The organism is Nitrospirota bacterium (assembly GCA_016178585.1).
In the GTDB taxonomy this organism is placed as follows: Bacteria; Nitrospirota; Nitrospiria; order JACQBW01; family JACQBW01; genus JACOTA01.
On sequence record JACOTA010000047.1, the window covers coordinates 1 to 17,863 of the forward strand.

A 17,863-nucleotide genomic window follows, 5' to 3' on the forward strand; every position below is an offset into this window, starting at 1 on the left:
GGCCTCCCGGCCCAACCGGTTTGTCTATGTCCACACCCCCAAGCACGGGTCGTGGCTCAACCTCGTGGAAACCCTGTTTTCCAAGATGAGCCGAACTTTTCTCAGACATATTCGGGTCCAGTCCTGGGAAGAACTCAAACAGCGTATTCTCAAAGGCGTGGAGGAAATCAATACCAACCCCGTTGTGCATCGTTGGAGAAATTTTGATTTCGAAACAGCAAAGTAGTCTATGTATTTATGAAACGGATCAGAACTAGGCATTGATGATTCTGGACGAGTGAATATGCCGATTGATTTTTCCTTTTTTGGAGTGCGCCGGTCTGGGCGGCGAAATTTCGCGTTTAAAGGCACATTGAAGAACCTCGTCCATTTGTTCCACAAAAACGAATTTAAGATCCTTTTTAACATGTTTGGGGATTTCTTCCAGGTCTCTTTCATTTCTTTTGGGTAAAATGATTGTTTTGATTCCAACGGCTTTTGCGGCCAGAATTTTTTCTTTCAGACCGCCGATCGGAAGAACTCTTCCCCGCAGGGTGACCTCTCCCGTCATAGCGACATCTTTCCGAACCGGGATGTTCGTCAAGGCGGAGGTAATCGAGGATGCCATCGTAATTCCCGCTGAAGGACCGTCTTTAGGGATCCCTCCCGCCGGGACATGGATATGAATATCGTTTTTTGAAAAGATATCCGGGTTGATGCCTAATTCTTTCCCTTTCGAACGAATATAACTCAACGCCGCCTGAGCCGATTCTTTCATCACATCCCCAAGCTGGCCGGTAAGGATGAGGTTCCCTTTTCCTTTCATTAAAGTCGCTTCGATATAAATGATATCTCCTCCAACCTCTGTCCAGGCCAGGCCGGTGGCGACTCCCACCTCATCTTTTTTCTGTTCTTCTTCGGGAAGAAATTTAGGAATCCCGAGGTATTGTTGCAGGTTTAAGGGAGTGATTTTGAAAAGCTTCGGCTTTCCTTCAGCTATTTTTCGAGCTACTTTTCGGAAGATTGTCGCAATTTCTCTTTCTAAATTGCGAACACCGGCTTCACGGGTATATTCCGAAATGATCGTTCTTAACGCAGGTTCTGTGATTTGGGCATATTTGTTTGTGACTCCGTTCGCTTCAAGCTGCCGCGGAATGAGGTAATTTGTGGCGATGCCAACTTTTTCCTCAAGGATATACCCTGAAATTTCAATCACCTCCATTCTATCGCGAAGAGGGGAGGGAATGGTGTGGAGTAAATTAGCAGTCGTAATGAACATCACGTTCGACAGATCAAAGGGAACAGCCAGGTAATGGTCCATGAAGGCATTGTTTTGTTCAGGATCGAGGACTTCTAAAAGAGCAGAGGAGGGATCACCCCGGAAGTCGGTTCCGATTTTATCAACTTCATCCATCATGAAGACGGGATTTAGGGTGCCGGCTTGCTTGATTCCCTGAATAATCTTCCCGGGAAGCGCACCGACATAGGTTCTTCGATGTCCCCGGATTTCGGCCTCATCCCGGACGCCTCCCAGGGAAATTCTAACAAACTCTCTCCCCAACGCTCTCGCGATCGACTTTCCCAAAGAGGTTTTGCCAACCCCCGGGGGTCCGGCGAAACAGAGGATCGGACCCTTCATTTTTTCCTTCAATTTCCGGACGGCCAGGTATTCCAGGATTCTTTCTTTAACCTTTTCCAGGTCGTAATGATCTTCGTTTAAAATTTTTGAGGCGGTTTTGATGTTTAATTTATCTTTGGATTTTTTGCTCCAGGGGAGTTCAACCAACACCTCTAAATAGGTTCTGATCGTTGCGGATTCCGCGCTGTCCGGGTGCATCCTATCAAGCCGTTTCAATTGTTTTTCCGCTTCTTTGGCGACCTTCTCAGGTATTTTTGCTTCCTGAATCCGTTTTTTCAGGTCACTAATTTCTTCCGACCGTTCGTCTAAATCTCCCAGTTCTTTTTGGATTGCCTTGACCTGTTCTCTTAAATAATATTCCCGCTGGGTCTTATCCATTTCACCTTTGGCTTCAGCTTGAATTTTTTGCTGCATGGAAAGAACGTCGAGTTCCTTGGTTAAAACCTCGCTGACTTTTTTCAAGCGGGCCACGGGGTCAATCATTTCCAAAATCTCCTGGGCAATATCCACTTTTAATCCCAAATTGGAAGCAATCATGTCCGCTAACCGGCCGGGGTCTTCGATATTTTCAAGGATCACCATAATGTCAGGAACAACAATTCTTCCAAAATTAATTATTTTTTCAAGTTGTTCTTTAACCGTCCTCATGAGAGCTTCAACTTCCAAAGACGATTTTTCGTTCTTTTCTTCAATGATTTTTTCAATTTTAACCGTAAAGAACGGAGCCGTTTCGGCATATTCTATGATTTTTGCCTTTGAAATTCCCTGTACCAGGATTTTTATCCTGCCATCCGGAAGTTTTAACATTCGCATGATCATTCCAATTGTTCCGAGCGAATACATATCCTTGGAGGTAGGGTTTTCAATGTCGAGCGATTTTTGGGCGACCAGAAGAACCATTTTATTCGTTCCGAGGGCCGATTCGATGGCTTTAATCGACATTTCCCTCCCGACGAAAAGCGGAAGGACCATGAAAGGGAATACCACAATATCCCGAATCGGGAGAAGGGGAAGGATATCCGGAATCTCGGTTTGAGAGACTTCTGTTTCTGCTGATGTAGACAAGGGGACTCCCACAAAGCTTACTTGCTGGCGCCCGACCCTTCTTTAAAGGGATGGATGGTTTCGCAACGAAGCTCATTTTGATTGTTTTTTAAAAATCGTGTTCAAATGACGGGATGTCTTACCCCGTTTTTCATAATTTAAGCGATTTTAAATATTCTTGAAACTGTTTGCCAAATTCCGGATTTTTTAATCCGAATTCCACGTTGGCTTTTAACAAGCCCAGTTTGTCTCCGGCATCATGCCGTTTTCCTTCAATTTCAAAAGCATAAGAAGGATGCGTTTTTGCAAATGTTTTCAAACCGTCCGTCAGTTGAATTTCGCCGTTTTTCCCCGGTTGAGTTTTTTCGAGGATTTTAAGCACTTCCGGCGTTAAAATATAACGGCCGATGATCGCAATATCCGAGGGCGCTTCATGATACGCCGGTTTTTCTACAAGGTCTAGAATTTTGTAGACCCCTTTTTCCACAGGGGTCGCGGAAATAACGCCATACTGCTGAATTTCTTCCTTGGGAACACGATGAACGCCGACAATGGGCGCTTTAAAGCGCTGGTAAAGTTCAATCATCCGCAAAAGCGTAGGTTTTTCAGAATCAATGATATCGTCCCCTAAAAGAACGGCAAAGGGCTCATCCCCTATCAAATGGGCAGCGCATAGAATGGCGTGTCCTAAACCAAGCGCCTCTGGTTGTCGAACGTAACAGAACTTTGCGGAATTTGAAATCTGCCTCAGTTTTTCCAGAATGTCATTTTTACCGCTGTTTTTAAGATTTTCTTCCAGCTCAAAGGAAACATCAAAGTGGTCTTCGATCGCTCTTTTTCCCCTCCCGGTGACAATAATAATCTCTTCTACGCCCGAAGCAACCGCTTCTTCCACGACATATTGAATTAAAGGCTTATCTACCAGAGAAAGCATCTCTTTTGGAGAGGCTTTTGTGGCAGGGAGAAAACGTGTTCCAAGCCCTGCGGCGGGAATGATGGCCTTACGCGGAAATCGGAAAGGGTTCTTAGTCAGTTTCACTTAGCCAGACCCGTTCTAAAATGGTTGTTTGAAATGATAAGCGGAAAAATGAATCAGAAAACTCTTTAAATCATCATATAAGACAACCAAACCGAAAGTCAACTAACCTTTCCTTTGTGATATGGATAAAGGGCCCTATGCGGTATTGTTGACAGATGTTAATACATCGGGTACCTTTTCATGAAGAATTCCTCAGAAAGTTTTGTTAATCAAACATGTTGAAAAAGGGAGATCTTTTGGTAAAACCAGAGAAATCGACTGAAACGAACCCGGGAGGGTTAGTCTGTAAAGATAAGTGTCAGCTTTCCCGCCTTGTTGAAATGGCGACGCATGATGATTTAACAAAGGTATTAAACCGAAAGGCTGTTTTCGCGACTCTTGAAAATGAAATGCGAAAGGTATTTAGACATAAGTATCCCGTTTCCATCCTGTTAATTGATCTGGATCATTTCAAAAATACCAATGATACGCTGGGTCATCTCAAGGGAGATTGGGTATTAAAAGAATCTTCAAAAAAGATGCAGTTCTCCCTGCGGCATGAAGATGTTCTTGGACGGTACGGAGGGGATGAATTTCTCGCGGTTCTCCCATTTACCGGTTTTGAAGGCGCCATGATCGTGGCGAAACGGTTAATTTCAGTTTTTAATTTACAACCCATAAGCTTTGAAAAAATAACGATTCCGCAGACCGTCAGTATCGGCGCGACGGCGCATCAGGAAGGGGACACGACAATTTCAATTTTGGATCGAGCGGACCGCGCGCTCTACCTGGCCAAAAAAGCAGGTCGTAACCGGTGTGAATGGATTTAACGGTTTTTTAGAGCCGTTTTTTTGATTTCATCGTAAATTGTTTTTACCCTTTTCCGGATCTCGGCCCTTGCGGCCCCGCCATCAATTACATAATCTGCCAGTTTTTTTTTTTTGTAAAAAGGCATCTGTGCGCGAATTCTTGTCAGAGATTCTTTCTTGGATAGATGGTTGCGTGTCATCAACCTGTTGACCTGGACATCTTTGTCAACCTTCACCAACACGACCTTATCCATATTTAAATGAGAACCCGTTTCCATTAAAAGCGGAACATCGAAAATAATGACGGCGTCTGAATTCCCCCCCCTGATGGCCTTCTCTTCTTTTTTTTGCATTTTAAAAACTTCGGGGTGAACGATGGCATTAAGTATTTTCCTCTTTTCCGGATCTGAAAATACAATTTTACCGAGGTGAGGGCGGTCGATTCCTCCTTTTTTATTCAAACATTCGATCCCAAAGGTTTTGACGATTCGTCTGTATGCGGGCATTCCTTTTTCGACGACCTGGCGGGCTATTTTATCTGCGTCGATAATTTCCGCTCCCAGGGTTTTAAACATTTTTGCGATCGTGCTTTTCCCGGAAGCGACGCCTCCGGTAAGCCCGACTTTGATGACTGAATCCTTTTGATTTTTTCTCAATGCTACGGCCTTTCTATCTGGCCTATCTATAACATCCCGAACATCCCGGCGGAAGTTAAAATGACGATATTTTACGGGATTTTCCTCTAATCGTTATTTGACGGTTAAGGGGCCCTTTGATAAACTTAAATCAACGCAATACTGAAATAAAAATATACAAAAATTATAGAAAAATCAACTATTTATAGTGAAGCATCTGGCTTTGCCAGTGACGGACTTTGGAATGGTCGTAGTTAGACCGAGCGAAACGTGGGGTTTGGGGGCATTGAGAGTGAATTTCTCGAAGGCCCCCGAATAGAAATAGAGGAGCACATGAGTATAGATAAAAGGATTGGATTATTAGTTGAAAACATTGAAAAAATAGTAACCGGGAAGGCAGAGGCAGTCAAAATGGCGATTGTCACTCTTTTGGCGAAAGGGCATCTATTGATTGAGGATGTGCCCGGGGTAGGAAAAACAACTCTGGCAGAAGCCCTTTCTCGTTCGATCGATTGTTCTTTTAAACGGATTCAATTTACAAGCGATCTGCTCCCTTCTGATATCTTGGGCGTTTCGATTTACAATCAACAAAAACATCAATTTGAATTTACCCCCGGGCCCATATTCTCAAACATTATTCTGGCTGATGAAATTAATCGGACGACGCCCAAAACCCAGAGCTGTTTGCTGGAATCGATGAGTGAAGCCAAGGTTTCGATCGAAAATAAAACCTTTTCTCTCCCCCAGCCGTTTATGGTGGTTGCCACCCAAAATCCCATTGAATATCAAGGGACTTATCCCTTGCCGGAGTCACAGCTAGACCGGTTTTTGTTATGCCTTACGATGGGGTACCCCTCCAAACAAGACGAAAAGAAAATTCTGATATCCCAGATTTTTTCTCATCCGGTTGATCACCTGAAGCCGGTATTGACGAGCAGGGATGTGCTGGAGCTGCAGGAAAGGGTTTTGGAGGTGAAAATGGCGGAATCTCTCGTGGACTATATTCTGGCCATTGTTGAAGCAACACGTCGTTCCGATCTTTTTAACCTGGGGGTCAGCACCCGCGGCACAACCTATTTATACCGGGCTGTTCAGGCGCTTGCGTTTGTTGAAGGCCGGTCGTATGGGATTCCGGATGATGTTAAACGCCTTGTTCCTCTCGTCTTTTCTCACCGGGTGATTCTAAACCGGGAAAATTCGACAAAAGACAAAAGATTTGACTCTCACCCGATTTATACCATTTTACAGGGAATTCCTGTCCCGTTATAACAAGAGAAGCAACCGGCTTAGCCGGTGCTGAACGTGGGGTTCGGGGGTATTGAGAGTGTTTTTCTCGAAGGCCCCTGAATATGAATATGAAGCCTCTTAAACTTTCTTTCAGGTCAAGATCTCTGGTCGTAACCTCTTTAGGGACCCGTTTCATTTTTTTAATGCTGGCTATCGGGATTGCCGCGATCAATACCGGAAATAATCTTCTTTATTTGCTTCTTGCCATGATGCTAAGCCTTGTGGTGATTTCGGGAATTTTGTCTGAAGCATGTCTCAATCGACTCCGTTTTAAGCGGTTTCTTCCGGAGGCCATTTATGCGGGCATACCCGCTCACATCAGGCTGGTGATCTATAACGATAAGACCTTCGTCCCATCCTTTTCGCTTCATGTTAAAGATTCTCTCGAAGGGTTTTCAGACGCCGTGATAAGGGATAAATACTTCTTCAAACTTCCTCCATTAACTTTTCAAGAACGGACGTATACCATTTTTTTCAGTAAGCGGGGTGTTTTCCCTCTTCGGGGTGTTTCTTTTTCGACGCGTTTCCCTTTTGGCGTTTTCTTAAAGAGCAGGGAGGAAGAGGAGGCTAACCTGACACAACTCGTGGTTTTTCCGAGAACCTTTAGAGTTTCTTCCCCGGGAAAGGAATTCGCCAATCGCCGGGGCGCGCCAATGGTCCTGCGAAAAGGCCAAAGCAGTTCGCTTCACCAGGTCCGTTCCTATTTACCCGGGGACGACGCGAGATTTATTCATTGGAAAATTTCCGCCAAGAAAAACAAGCTTATGGTGCGTGAATACGAAGATGAGGAAGAAAAGGAAATAGCGATAAGGCTTTCCAATACGCTCGGCGGTCTCCCTTCAAAAGAGGTTTTGGACCGGTTTGAAAAAGGAATTGAGCTTGCGGCTTCATTTTCACGTCATTATATTGAGCGAGGCTATCAGGTTTCACTTTTTTCAGATCAAAACCGCCTTCCACCAGGGAAGGGCTCATTCCATCTGAAGGAAATTCTAACGTTTCTGGCCTTTCTCAAAATCAGCCATCAAAAGGAGCCTCTTTTCAGTTTCAGAGAGGCCGCAGTTCCCACCATTTTCATTTCACCTCTCCAGCCGGTTCAACTTAACGAATGGGCTAATTTTAAGGTTTTTCGGCCCGAAGACATTGACAGACTTGCTTATTGGGAGCCGGAATGAAATTTAGAACCTCTTTTTTACTTTCGGTCCATTTGATGGCATTGGCGAGCGTTCAGGCCCTGATTCAAACCAATGAGCTCCCCGTTGTTTTTTCGGTTTTCATGGTATTGGTCATTTTGTTCAGCTTCGTCCTGAATCTCAGATATAAAACGCTCTATTTTCCAAAAATCGTCATCAATTCCGCTATTTTATCCGCGTTTATCCTTTTTGTTATTGATGGGGTGATGGTTTCAAAGAACCTTTTATTGGCCAGCGCTCATTTTCTAAATCTTTTGTTAGTCATAAAACTTTTTACCTTGAAGCGTTCGAAAGATTACATCCAGCTCTTTTTGGTCAGTTTTCTTCAAATTCTTGCCGCATCGGCGCTGAACAGCCATCTCTCTTTTGCCTTTTCCCTTCTTTCTTATTTAATGGTGGCGACCTGGGGAATGATTTTGTATCAGATGAAGGCGGAAATCGAGGAGAGAAATCGTTTATATGGATTTCGCCAGGGGGTGATGGTTCCGGAGACCTTTGAATCCGAGGAGGTGATCACCCTTCCTTTTTTTCTTACGACCGTAGGGGTAGGGCTTTTTTCATTTTGTTTTACGGTTCTTATTTTTTTTATCATTCCCAGAGTGGGAACCGGATTCCTCCAAAAAAAAGAGGGTGAGGAGATTCGGACCACGGGTTTCTCGGAACGAGTCGATTTTGGCAAGATGGCGCCGGTAAAACTTGACCCCACTGTTGTGATGCGGGTTTTATTATCGCCGGCCGGCCGGAAAATTTATATCAAAGGGGCTTCATTTAATGTCTATGATGGGACAGCCTGGAGAAATACCCTTCTTATGAAACGGTCTTTTTCGGCCGGTGAAGCGATTTTTCAGGAGCCGGTCGTCAGAGTCTCCGGCGAAGAGCCCGTTCCGGCCACCGAGATCTTTCAGGAATATATTATTGAACCGATGGATACATTAGCTCTATTTGCCGTGGCTCAGCCCCTTCGTTTAGAGGCTCCCTTTAACCATTTCACAGTCGACGAAATGGGAAACCTTTCCCTGCAGTTTTCTTTTGGATTTAAATTATCTTACAGGGTTTCCTCGCTGATTTCCGTTCTTTCCGCGGGAGATAAACGAATAAAAAAACCCGAGCTTCCTAAAAAGGGGGGAGGCCTGACTTATCTTGAATTTACTTTTTCTGAAAAAGAACGACTCATTCAGCTGGCGCGATCCGTCACGAATTCCTCTCAAACTGTTTTTGAAACAGTTCAATCGATTGAGAGGTATTTGAAGGAAAATTATGCGTATTCGCTTAACGTCACGCCCTCAAAAAATCACGCGCCAATCGAGGATTTTCTATTTTACCAGAAAAAGGGATATTGTGAACACTTTGCGACAGCGATGGTTTTAATGTTGCGGAGCCTTGGCATTCCTTCCCGCCTGGCGACCGGTTTTTTCCCGGAAGAATGGAACCCCTACGGAAACTATTACACGGTGCGGCAAAGTGACGCCCATGCGTGGGTTGAAGTCTATTTTCCTCAAAGCGGATGGATTACTTTTGATCCAACGCCTTCGGCTCCCTTTAAACCAATGGCGGCCTCCTTTTCCGCCCAGATCAAAAAAAATCTTCTTCCGCTTGAACAATTTATGGATGCCCTGAAAATGAAGTGGGACCGATATGTCATCCATTACTCGATGAAGGATCAACTTGAAATGGCCGGAGAGGTCCAAAAAAAGGGAACCCTGACAGGAGAGTTTCTTAAAAATGAAACTGAGGCGTTTGTAAAGGGATTGGCCCGATTTAAAAAACATGCTAAATTGACGTTTGGTTTTTTCTCCGTAGCGCTTTTGATTGGAATAACGTTAAAGCTATTTCTTTTTTTGCGTAAAAGATTTAATCATAGAGCCGATCAAAAAGAGATGATTTCGTTTTATCCGGGTTTACTCCGAATTCTTTCCCGGCACCGCCTACACAAGAGCCCGTATCAAACACCGTATGAATTTCTAAGAGAATCTTCAGACACCTTATGCCGAATCGGGAATCCCTTTTTTCATGGAGCGGAATGGTTAACTCATCTATATTACAGGATCAGCTTTGGAGGGGCGACGCCTTCAGAGGAAGAAAAAACGAAGACGAAAGAGATTTTACAAAATCTTAGAGAATACGTCCCCCCTTCACATTCCACCTAGTGTGTTTCGTTGATCCGGTCCTTTAATTTCCAGACCGTTAAAATTTAATGTTGTTTGTTCTAAAAACTCAGGGATTGTTTTTCCAGTTCTTCCGACAGCTCGTTCGATAGAATAGATTTAGCCATTGGGAAAAGGAGCTGATCTTCCCTGGTGAGGTGCGTGGAAAGAATGCGCATCAATTTATATCCGTGATTGCTCATTTCTTTAATTTTTTCAGGAGGTTTATTCTCTCCCAGGTTTTTGACTTCGGCAATGGTCGCAATAAAAAGGTCGCGGGCCTTTTTGGACTCGGCATGTTCGTCCGTTAATGTTTGAAGTGTTTGTTTCGATATTTTTTCACGGAGGGCGGGGAACAATAGATCGTCTTCAATCTTTTCATGCCGGGTGAGTTCTTTTTCGAGATCATTAGAAACCGTGAGAAGCGTCTCCAGGCTCTGTTTCGCTTTTAACAGAGCGGCTGGCAGCTGGTTGACTATTTTGATAATCCGCTTGTGGTCCTCTTCCAGATGCTTAACAATGTCCATTTGTCATTCTCCTGATCTATTTAAATTCAGGGGCCCGTGTGGTTTCACTTCGTGAAATCCTCCGATGCCCCCGAACCCCGCGCTCCGCTCGGTCTAACTACGACCATTCCAAAGTCCGTCACTGGCAAAGCCGGTTGCTTCACTTATTTCGAAGCATCATGTTCTTTGATATATTGATACGCGGCAATGAGTTTTCTCAGTCTTGGCTCCTGGCTCCGGTCTCCCCCTCTTGAATCAGGATGAAATTCTTTTGCCATTTTCCGGAACGTAGCGGTAACGGTTTTTAAAGAGGTGCCTGGTTCCAGATTAAACAGGGCAAAGGCTTCCGCATGGGAGTGAATTTCACCGTTTTGCGCCGGGAGCGTTTGTTCTCCCTGCGAAAACCGGAAAAAATCAAGTAGGCTGATTCGCGGCCTTCTTCGCCTTCTCGGTCTTTGTCTTAATTCGGCTTCGATTTCCTCAAACCGGTCTTCCAGGAAAAAAAGCCGCGTTTCGAATTGTTTCAGCTTGTCGCGTGTAAACGCTCCCTCAAATTCCTCCTCAAGCCTGATTAATCCCTTTGAAATCCTTTCAAAATGTTCTTCAGCTTGAAAAAAGCTGTCCATCTGTATCGAGTCGATATTATCCAGGGCAAAATCGAGGGTTTCCCGAATATTTTCCTTAAGCTCCTGAAGAATCTTGCAGATCTCCGCTCGATGTTTTTCAGTGTAATCCATAATGACTTCAAATCAAACCCTGACGGGGGCGGGAATCCACGTTGAAATTCAGAACCTTTAATACTATACTCCTTGACGGAGGTCTAAATCAAAGGGAAACAGGGAGAAATATGATCGCAATTGATATGCATGTTCATCCGGGAACGAGGGAATATCTGGTTGATGCCGGAGGCCGTTATATGGAGAATGCTCTGAAGTATTTCCGGCAGAAAACTGAGCCGGTTTCGGTCGACGACATGGCCGCGTATTATAAAAAAATCGATATGATGGGGGTCGTTCTGGCCTGGGATGCTGAAACCCATACGGGACTTCCTGCGGTAACAAACGATTATATTGCGGGTATGGTTAAGCGTTATCCCGGGGTCTTTATTGGATTTGGGAGCGTTGATCCATGGAAAGGAAAATTGGCCGTATTTGAAGCTGAACGTGCCGTTTGCGAATTAAAATTAAAGGGATTAAAGTTTCATCCGATTTGTCAGGGTTTTTACCCCAATGAACGAAGGTTTTATCCTTTATGGGAAACCTGCGCTTCGTTGAAGATTCCGGTATTGTTTCATACCGGCACCACCGGGGTGGGAGCTGGTGTGCCGGGGGGGGACGGCCTGCAGTTAAAATATGGTCAGCCCATTCCCTATCTTGATGATATTGCCGCAGATTTCCCAAATTTGACCATCATAGGCGCTCACCCTTCATTTCCCTGGCAGGACGAAATGTTGGCGGTTGCTGTGCATAAAACAAATGTTTATATCGATCTTTCGGGTTGGTCTCCAAAATATTTTTCCCCGGCGTTAATCCAATATTCCAATTCTATTCTGCAGGATCGGGTTCTTTTTGGGTCAGATTATCCTTTTCTGACCCCTGAAAGGTGGATGGAAGATTTTGAAAAAGCGGGGTTTAAGCCACAGGTTCGTGAAAAAATATTGCTCCTTAACGCCAAAAGGTTGCTTCAGCTTCCTTAAAATCAATTTAAAAATTTAGAACTCAATACAACAATAGTGGTTTAAAAAACTGAAAATATGGGGATAGTCTTATGAGTAAAATGGGAAGGAAAAATTTGTCATGGGTCACATTGATCGTTTTTTTCGTTATAGCGATGGTTCCTCTACTGATGTTCGTGGGTTGCGGAAGCTCCAGCAGCAATACAGGAACGGGTACGGTCTCTGGCGTTATTACCGATTCTAGCGGCGCGCCGATTGGAGGAGCGACGGTGGTTGCTGGAACCAGCTCTCCTACCGCTATAACCGATAAAGACGGGAATTTCACAATTGCCGGAGTCCCAAGCGGTACGGTTTCCATCAACGCAATATCCCCCGGGTATAATACGAATAATTTCACAGTGGTTGTGTTTGATAATACGACCACGACGATCTACCATCCGATCCATTTGCCGGATATAGATGATTTTGGCAATGCCCCCATGATGACTAACGCTGGCGCACCGTTCAGCGGTGGCGTTTTTGCGGTCACAGCGACCATTAACGCAACAACCAGTTGTCTTATAACCTGTACAATCGTCGATGCGAGAGCGGAGTTAGTCGGTTATGGCGTGGGTACCGTATTAAATGGCAGCGGATCAACCTATACGGGGACGATCACGTTACCTGCCAGTTTTGTCGGTCCTTCCGCACTCATCAAGATTTTTGCGATAGATAACATGGGAAGAGTGGGAGCAACGCTTGTCGTGGTCCCGGTTCCAGGCGCCTCCGGTTCAGGGAATTTTACCGCTTCGACCATTAATGGAAATTGGGGCGGTAGTGCAGAGTACCACCGGGCTGCTTTTGGGGGAAGTGATCGAGTGGGAGATAAAAGGAGGGCTAACCTGAGCTTTACGATGACTCCGGGTGGAAACGTGACGGGAAAATCTGCAATCGTCGATTTGGAGAGGTATTTTGCGGGTTCCACATGGAGTGTGATTACCAGCAGTTTCAATGGGACTTCAACCCTTATTGATGCAAATCTGGGTATCTATCAGATGACTTCATCCTATGCTCTAAGCACAAATCGAACCCTTAACTTGACCATGACGGGTAAACTCAATTCCGCTACGAGTCCCTCTTATTTTGTTGGATATTTCCAGGCTACGATCACGGATACGACTCATCCGGCCGTTAATATCTTTGGACATTTCGAACTGGATAAGAATTTGACCTGGGCGACCTCGGACCTGGCTGCCAATTGGGTCTGGTCATCGTTTATTAGAACCAGTTCATTTAATTTAACCTATACCAATCCCTTCCAATATAACAGCGCCTTTACGTTAAACGGAACCGGAGATATCACACCGGCGGGTACGGGTGAAGAAACGTTATACGCGACTACCAATACTCTCGGCACCTCGACGCCCATTACAGTCATTGATCCCAGCCTTGGGATATTCCATGGGGTGATGTACTCTTCGACCTATGGCACGAATAGATCCGTCACGGGATTACTTGGACCGGCAAAAAAACATGTATTGGGGTTTGAAGTTACTTCAAAAGCCAACGAAACAGCCTATGGAACCTTCTGGGGAAGCAAAATTGCCACGCCTCCTCACTATGCCGCTGCCGATTTTGCTGAAAAGCGGCATGATGGAGCGTTGATCAATTCAATCTGGAGAGGATTTTATTATGTCACTGGATCCAATCACACGAATGCGATCTGTTACTTGAGTTTGTGGATGAATCCCTCTGGAAATGTGGTTGGCGGAAAGATATCATCACTATGGGGGTCCTGTCCTTCGGTGACCCGGTTCACAGGTGGAAGCCTCAGTTTTGCTGATACTACGGATGGACGGGTAAGCGGCAGTGCTACAGACGGTTCCACCACGTTTACCATTGCACCGACAAGCCCCAGAAATGCCTCCATGGGAGTTTACAAAGAAAGGCTGGTAGGGGATTTTTCAGTCAATAATGGCGGAACCGATACTGGATTTTTCTTCCTGGCCAGGACGTTAATCGAATAGAAATATAACCTTGAAGAATATGATTGAAGGGGATCCGGCGGGATCCCCTTCTTATTTAATACGAACAGATAAAAAAATCTTTCTTTGAGAATAATACGGGGTAAAGGTTATATTTTATTGTTACCTATCACCCAAGGTTACAATCTCCTATAAGAAATAATCCTTCCTGAAAAGTGAACGTAGACGTCAAGAGACCTAAAGCAGCTTAACGGAATATCCCTCCTAAGAATTTTCTTTTGGCTATCCTTAAATTTCTATTATATGTTTCTTAAGGAATTGTTCTACTCAATGATCGATTCAATTAAATTTTTGTTAATCGAAATGAAGGAGATTTTCTCTGAACCGCCGTTGATACTCACATCGGTTAAATTAATGAACATTTTCGCTTCGTCATTTAAGAGATCAGATACCCTTTTCCTTATGGCTGGAACATAAATATTTCCAAAATATGTTGCGCTCTGCGTGCGAACTGTAACAAGGATTTTCTTCGTATCTCCCATGGAAACTTTTGACATCTTTTAATCTCCTTTTTTTATCCGTCACCTTATTTAACGGATAAAAGCGGTTTTGATAAAGAGAACGCCCCCTTTGAAAATCTACTTCCGTTTTCTCTGGGTACGGGTTCTTTTTAAAAGTTTTTTGTGTTTATGTTTGCGCATCTTCTTTCTTCTTTTTTTGACAACCCTTGACATGAAGCTCTCCTTTTCAATGCCCGCGGGGCATCTACTTTAAACAACGAAAATGGTTCGATTATTTAATAAAAAATGATTTGAATGAAACCTTCAGGATTCATTAAATGAATGGATTAAGTATCATAATACGGGGATAAGTGTCAAGGTTAGAATTCGGAACGGGACTTGACCTTTGGAGAGAATCTCCCTATAATTCGCCTCATGCCTAAAAGAGGAAAACAATTTTTTCTTCTCTTTTTTATCTTCTTCTTGCTTTTCTGGACGGGATGCGCCCGGGAAGAAATTAAAAAAAGTGAAAACGCAAACCGTATTCATGCCCTATATGACTCCCTCGATCGGCTGAAGAAGGATTATGAAGCAAAAAACAGCTCTGATTTTTTTTCAGACCTCTCCTCTTCGTATCCAGACCTGGACCTTTTCAGGAACAGAACTCGGGAAGTTTTTTCTCAAACCAATACCGTAACGCTTAATTTTTATCTGGATCATATTGTTCTAGAAACTTCCTCCTCCTCCCTGATGGTCCGCTGGGAAGGCGAGTGGTCCTTTCCCTCAGAAAGTCCCTTAAAAAACGGAGGAAGCAGCATTTTAAAATTTTCAAATGAGCCCGTCCCCCGCTTAGTCGAAATTCAAGGCATTAATCCTTTCCTTCCTCCTGCTAAAGAAAAGCGATCCTGAATGCCCATCCCTCCCCGTTCTTCTTATGACGTCCAAAGGACCGATTATTTAGTCATTGGAAGCGGAATCGCCGGTTTGAGAGCGGCTCTGGAACTGGCCCGGGATGGGGAAGTTTTAATCCTCAATAAAGGGATGGACCGGGAAAGTAATTCGGCTTATGCGCAGGGAGGGATTGCGGCCGCCATCAATCCTTTCGATTCGGCCAAATCCCACTATGAAGACACCTTAAAAGCCGGAAAAGGATTGTGCAAGGCCTCTGCCGTTAAAATCCTGGTGGAGGAAGGGATTTTACGGGTACGAGAACTTATTGAGTGGGGAACCCATTTCGACCGGAAGGGAAATGCGTTGTTGTTTACACAGGAAGCGGCCCACAGCCGGCAAAGGATTTTAAGAGCAGGGGGTGATGCGACAGGGGATGAAATTATCAAAAGCCTCCTTCTTCGCGTTCGATCTGAGCCAAATATCCAGTTATTAGACCACCATTTTTCCGTTGATCTTTATGTCGAAGGCGGGGTCTGTAAAGGGGCCTGGGTTTTATTGGAAGAAGAAGAAATTCCCAAGATCATTCTTTCGAAATCGGTGATTCTAGCCACAGGAGGAGCCGGACAAATTTATTTAAGAACCACCAACCCTTCCATTGCCACAGGGGACGGGATGGCAATAGGGTATCGCCAGGGAGCCATCGTGCAGGATATGGAGTTTGTGCAATTTCATCCGACGGCTCTTTGTCTTCCCGGCGCCGCGCCGTTCCTTTTATCCGAGGCGATGCGCGGCGAAGGGGGGCGCTTAAGAAATGTAAAAGGGGAAGCTTTTATGAAACGGTACTACCCTGAAGCAGAGCTGGCCCCAAGGGATCTGGTTTCCCGGGCCATTTGGGAGGAGATGGAGAAGACCCGCGCAAACCATGTTTATCTCGATATGACCGGGTTGCCGCCGACAGTCTTGAAGAAAAGGTTTCCGACCATCTACAAGACCTGTTTAAGTTACGGGATTGATTTTACCAGGGATCTCATTCCGACCTCGCCCAGCGCGCACTTTATGATGGGAGGAATACAAACTGATTTAAGAGGACGAACGCCGATTAAAGGTTTATATGCGGCTGGAGAAGTCGCCTGCACCGGCGTTCATGGAGCCAACCGCCTGGCGAGCAATTCGTTACTTGAGGGCATTGTATTCGGCACCAAAGCAGGACAACAAATCTTAAAAACTTCAAAAATAGGTAAGGAAATAAAAATTAATCAAAAAGGGTTGGACCGTCAATTTAAAGTCCTTTTAAAACCTCCTCCGTTAAACCCTAAAGCCTTGAACCGGCTGAGGCTTTCTTGTAAGAAAATCTTGTGGGAAAATGTCGGGATTGTTAGAAACGAAAAAGGGTTGTCTAAAGCCTGTACCGTTTTAAAGAAATGGAATCGGCAACTCCCTTTTTCCTGTTTCCATAGAGAAACAATGGAGGTTAAAAATATGTTGACGGTGTCACTTTTAGTTGCCAAAGCGGCCTATGGCCGGAAAGAAAGTCTCGGGGCGCATTTCCGATCGGATTACCCTTTTTCCTCCTCCAGAAAAACCCACTCCTTTTTAAAAAAATAGGTCTGCTTTATTTGTAGGCAATTTCCTTAACCACTGCCTGATACAACATCGGGAGGTTTGTGAAAATGACATCTCCTTCCGGAGTTTCAACTTTATAGATTTTATTCGATCTCGGAGAGGTTTCCTTTATCCCATGATAATGATAATACTGGAGAATGACTTTCTTGACATATCTCTGAGTGGCTTCAATGGGAGGAATTTGATTGTTGTATTTAAGGACTGAGTTTTCACCCGCATGATAGGCGGCAATGGACGGTATGAGCTGGGCGTTAAAGATAGACAAAAGCCGTTTGAAATATTTGACCCCCCCTTCAATATTATCTTCCGGGTTAAAGGGATCGCTGACTTCCATCCATCGGGAGGTCGCAGGCATCAGTTGCATGAGTCCCTGAGCCCCGGAATCGGAGACCGCAAAGGGGTCGTAATCCGATTCAACCTTGATCAACGCCCGGATCAGTAAAGGATCTACCTGGTATTTCTTTGCTGAATGTTCAATCAATTCACGAAAATCATTAAAGTCGGTTGAAGTGACCTTTTTTCTCGATTTTTCTATTTTTAAATGGGTGATATTCTGGTATCTTCCATCGTCGGGCACATTAGTGAAATGCCATGCCCCCCGCTGATCTTTATAATAAAAAACCTCAGCCTGAACGGGGACCTGGCAAGCTAAAGAGAGTCCGAACAAGGCAAAAAACAGCACCCCAATTTTAGTTGATCTTATACCCATAGATAAGCTAAAGGATACCAATTAAACGCCAATCTGTCAAACCCGGCGGGGGCGGCGGGTGTGAGACAAATTTATGGGTAAATATTGACTTTTCCTTTTTTTTGGCCTATTATCTGATTGTTATATAACAATCAGATAAGGAGGTCCCATGGAAAAATCTCTGGAAGAGCTCGAAGCCCAAAGACAAGACCTCTATCGCCGGATCGAGGCGCTTGGAGATTTCCGGCCTGGTATGATCTCGGTCAACTAC

17 protein-coding genes are annotated in these 17,863 nt (G+C 44.6%); 9 read left to right on the forward strand and 8 right to left on the reverse strand.

What is annotated here, in order from left to right:
• The coding region (locus HYR79_08560) for an IS630 family transposase (GenBank protein MBI1821744.1) at window positions 1-226 on the forward strand (226 nt) is incomplete at its 5' end.
• A gap of 27 nt (window positions 227-253) precedes the next feature.
• Here HYR79_08560 and lon read toward each other — a convergent pair.
• Window positions 254-2,590, reverse strand: a complete 2,337-nt coding sequence (gene lon, locus HYR79_08565; protein ID MBI1821745.1) for an endopeptidase La — start codon at window positions 2,588-2,590, stop codon at window positions 254-256.
• 223 nt (window positions 2,591-2,813) lie between these two features.
• A complete protein-coding gene (gene galU / locus HYR79_08570; GenBank protein ID MBI1821746.1) occupies window positions 2,814-3,695 on the reverse strand; it encodes a UTP--glucose-1-phosphate uridylyltransferase GalU in 882 nt (293 codons plus the stop codon).
• A gap of 242 nt (window positions 3,696-3,937) precedes the next feature.
• Here galU and HYR79_08575 point away from each other — a divergent pair, with 242 nt between their 5' ends.
• Entirely contained in the window at window positions 3,938-4,510 is a 573-nt protein-coding gene (locus tag HYR79_08575; protein MBI1821747.1) for a GGDEF domain-containing protein, read from the forward strand.
• Here HYR79_08575 and HYR79_08580 read toward each other — a convergent pair.
• Window positions 4,507-5,145: a dephospho-CoA kinase gene (locus HYR79_08580; GenBank protein MBI1821748.1), complete on the reverse strand. Its 639-nt coding sequence runs from the start codon at window positions 5,143-5,145 to the stop codon at window positions 4,507-4,509. The two genes, HYR79_08575 and HYR79_08580, sit on opposite strands and share 4 nt — an antisense overlap.
• A 312-nt stretch (window positions 5,146-5,457) precedes the next feature.
• Between HYR79_08580 and HYR79_08585 the strand changes: the two genes are divergently transcribed.
• From HYR79_08585 to HYR79_08595, 3 genes are all read left to right on the forward strand, one after another.
• Entirely contained in the window at window positions 5,458-6,393 is a 936-nt protein-coding gene (locus tag HYR79_08585; protein MBI1821749.1) for a MoxR family ATPase, read from the forward strand.
• Window positions 6,394-6,479: 86 nt separating this feature from the next.
• On the forward strand, window positions 6,480-7,583 hold the full coding sequence (locus HYR79_08590) for a DUF58 domain-containing protein (GenBank protein ID MBI1821750.1): 1,104 nt from the start codon (window positions 6,480-6,482) through the stop codon (window positions 7,581-7,583).
• Window positions 7,580-9,748, forward strand: coding sequence for a DUF3488 domain-containing protein (locus tag HYR79_08595; GenBank protein ID MBI1821751.1), 2,169 nt, complete (start codon window positions 7,580-7,582; stop codon window positions 9,746-9,748). Before HYR79_08590 ends, HYR79_08595 begins: the two co-directional genes overlap by 4 nt.
• A gap of 59 nt (window positions 9,749-9,807) precedes the next feature.
• Here HYR79_08595 and HYR79_08600 read toward each other — a convergent pair whose 3' ends face one another.
• Window positions 9,808-10,272, reverse strand: a complete 465-nt coding sequence (locus HYR79_08600; protein ID MBI1821752.1) for a hemerythrin domain-containing protein — start codon at window positions 10,270-10,272, stop codon at window positions 9,808-9,810.
• A gap of 143 nt (window positions 10,273-10,415) precedes the next feature.
• Window positions 10,416-10,988, reverse strand: coding sequence for a hypothetical protein (locus HYR79_08605; protein ID MBI1821753.1), 573 nt, complete (start codon window positions 10,986-10,988; stop codon window positions 10,416-10,418).
• Between the two features lie 110 nt (window positions 10,989-11,098).
• Between HYR79_08605 and HYR79_08610 the strand changes: the two genes are divergently transcribed.
• Complete coding sequence (locus tag HYR79_08610; protein ID MBI1821754.1) at window positions 11,099-11,947, forward strand: amidohydrolase; 849 nt, start codon at window positions 11,099-11,101, stop codon at window positions 11,945-11,947.
• Window positions 11,948-12,018: 71 nt separating this feature from the next.
• A complete protein-coding gene (locus tag HYR79_08615; protein MBI1821755.1) occupies window positions 12,019-13,932 on the forward strand; it encodes a carboxypeptidase regulatory-like domain-containing protein in 1,914 nt (637 codons plus the stop codon).
• Between the two features lie 281 nt (window positions 13,933-14,213).
• Here the strand turns inward: HYR79_08615 and HYR79_08620 are convergent, their stop codons facing one another.
• Both HYR79_08620 and HYR79_08625 read right to left on the reverse strand, forming a co-directional pair.
• Complete coding sequence (locus tag HYR79_08620) at window positions 14,214-14,447, reverse strand: hypothetical protein (GenBank protein ID MBI1821756.1); 234 nt, start codon at window positions 14,445-14,447, stop codon at window positions 14,214-14,216.
• 81 nt (window positions 14,448-14,528) lie between these two features.
• On the reverse strand, window positions 14,529-14,624 hold the full coding sequence (locus HYR79_08625; GenBank protein ID MBI1821757.1) for an AURKAIP1/COX24 domain-containing protein: 96 nt from the start codon (window positions 14,622-14,624) through the stop codon (window positions 14,529-14,531).
• 201 nt (window positions 14,625-14,825) lie between these two features.
• On the opposite strand from HYR79_08625, the gene HYR79_08630 reads away from it, so the two are divergent.
• A complete protein-coding gene (locus HYR79_08630) occupies window positions 14,826-15,299 on the forward strand; it encodes a hypothetical protein (GenBank protein ID MBI1821758.1) in 474 nt (157 codons plus the stop codon).
• The gene (gene nadB / locus HYR79_08635) at window positions 15,300-16,886 is read left to right on the forward strand and encodes an L-aspartate oxidase (GenBank protein ID MBI1821759.1); all 1,587 of its coding nucleotides are present in this window, start codon (window positions 15,300-15,302) and stop codon (window positions 16,884-16,886) included.
• A 7-nt stretch (window positions 16,887-16,893) separates the two neighbouring features.
• Here nadB and HYR79_08640 read toward each other — a convergent pair whose 3' ends face one another.
• Window positions 16,894-17,613, reverse strand: a complete 720-nt coding sequence (locus tag HYR79_08640) for a lytic transglycosylase domain-containing protein (GenBank protein ID MBI1821760.1) — start codon at window positions 17,611-17,613, stop codon at window positions 16,894-16,896.
• Window positions 17,614-17,863: the final 250 nt, after the last annotated feature.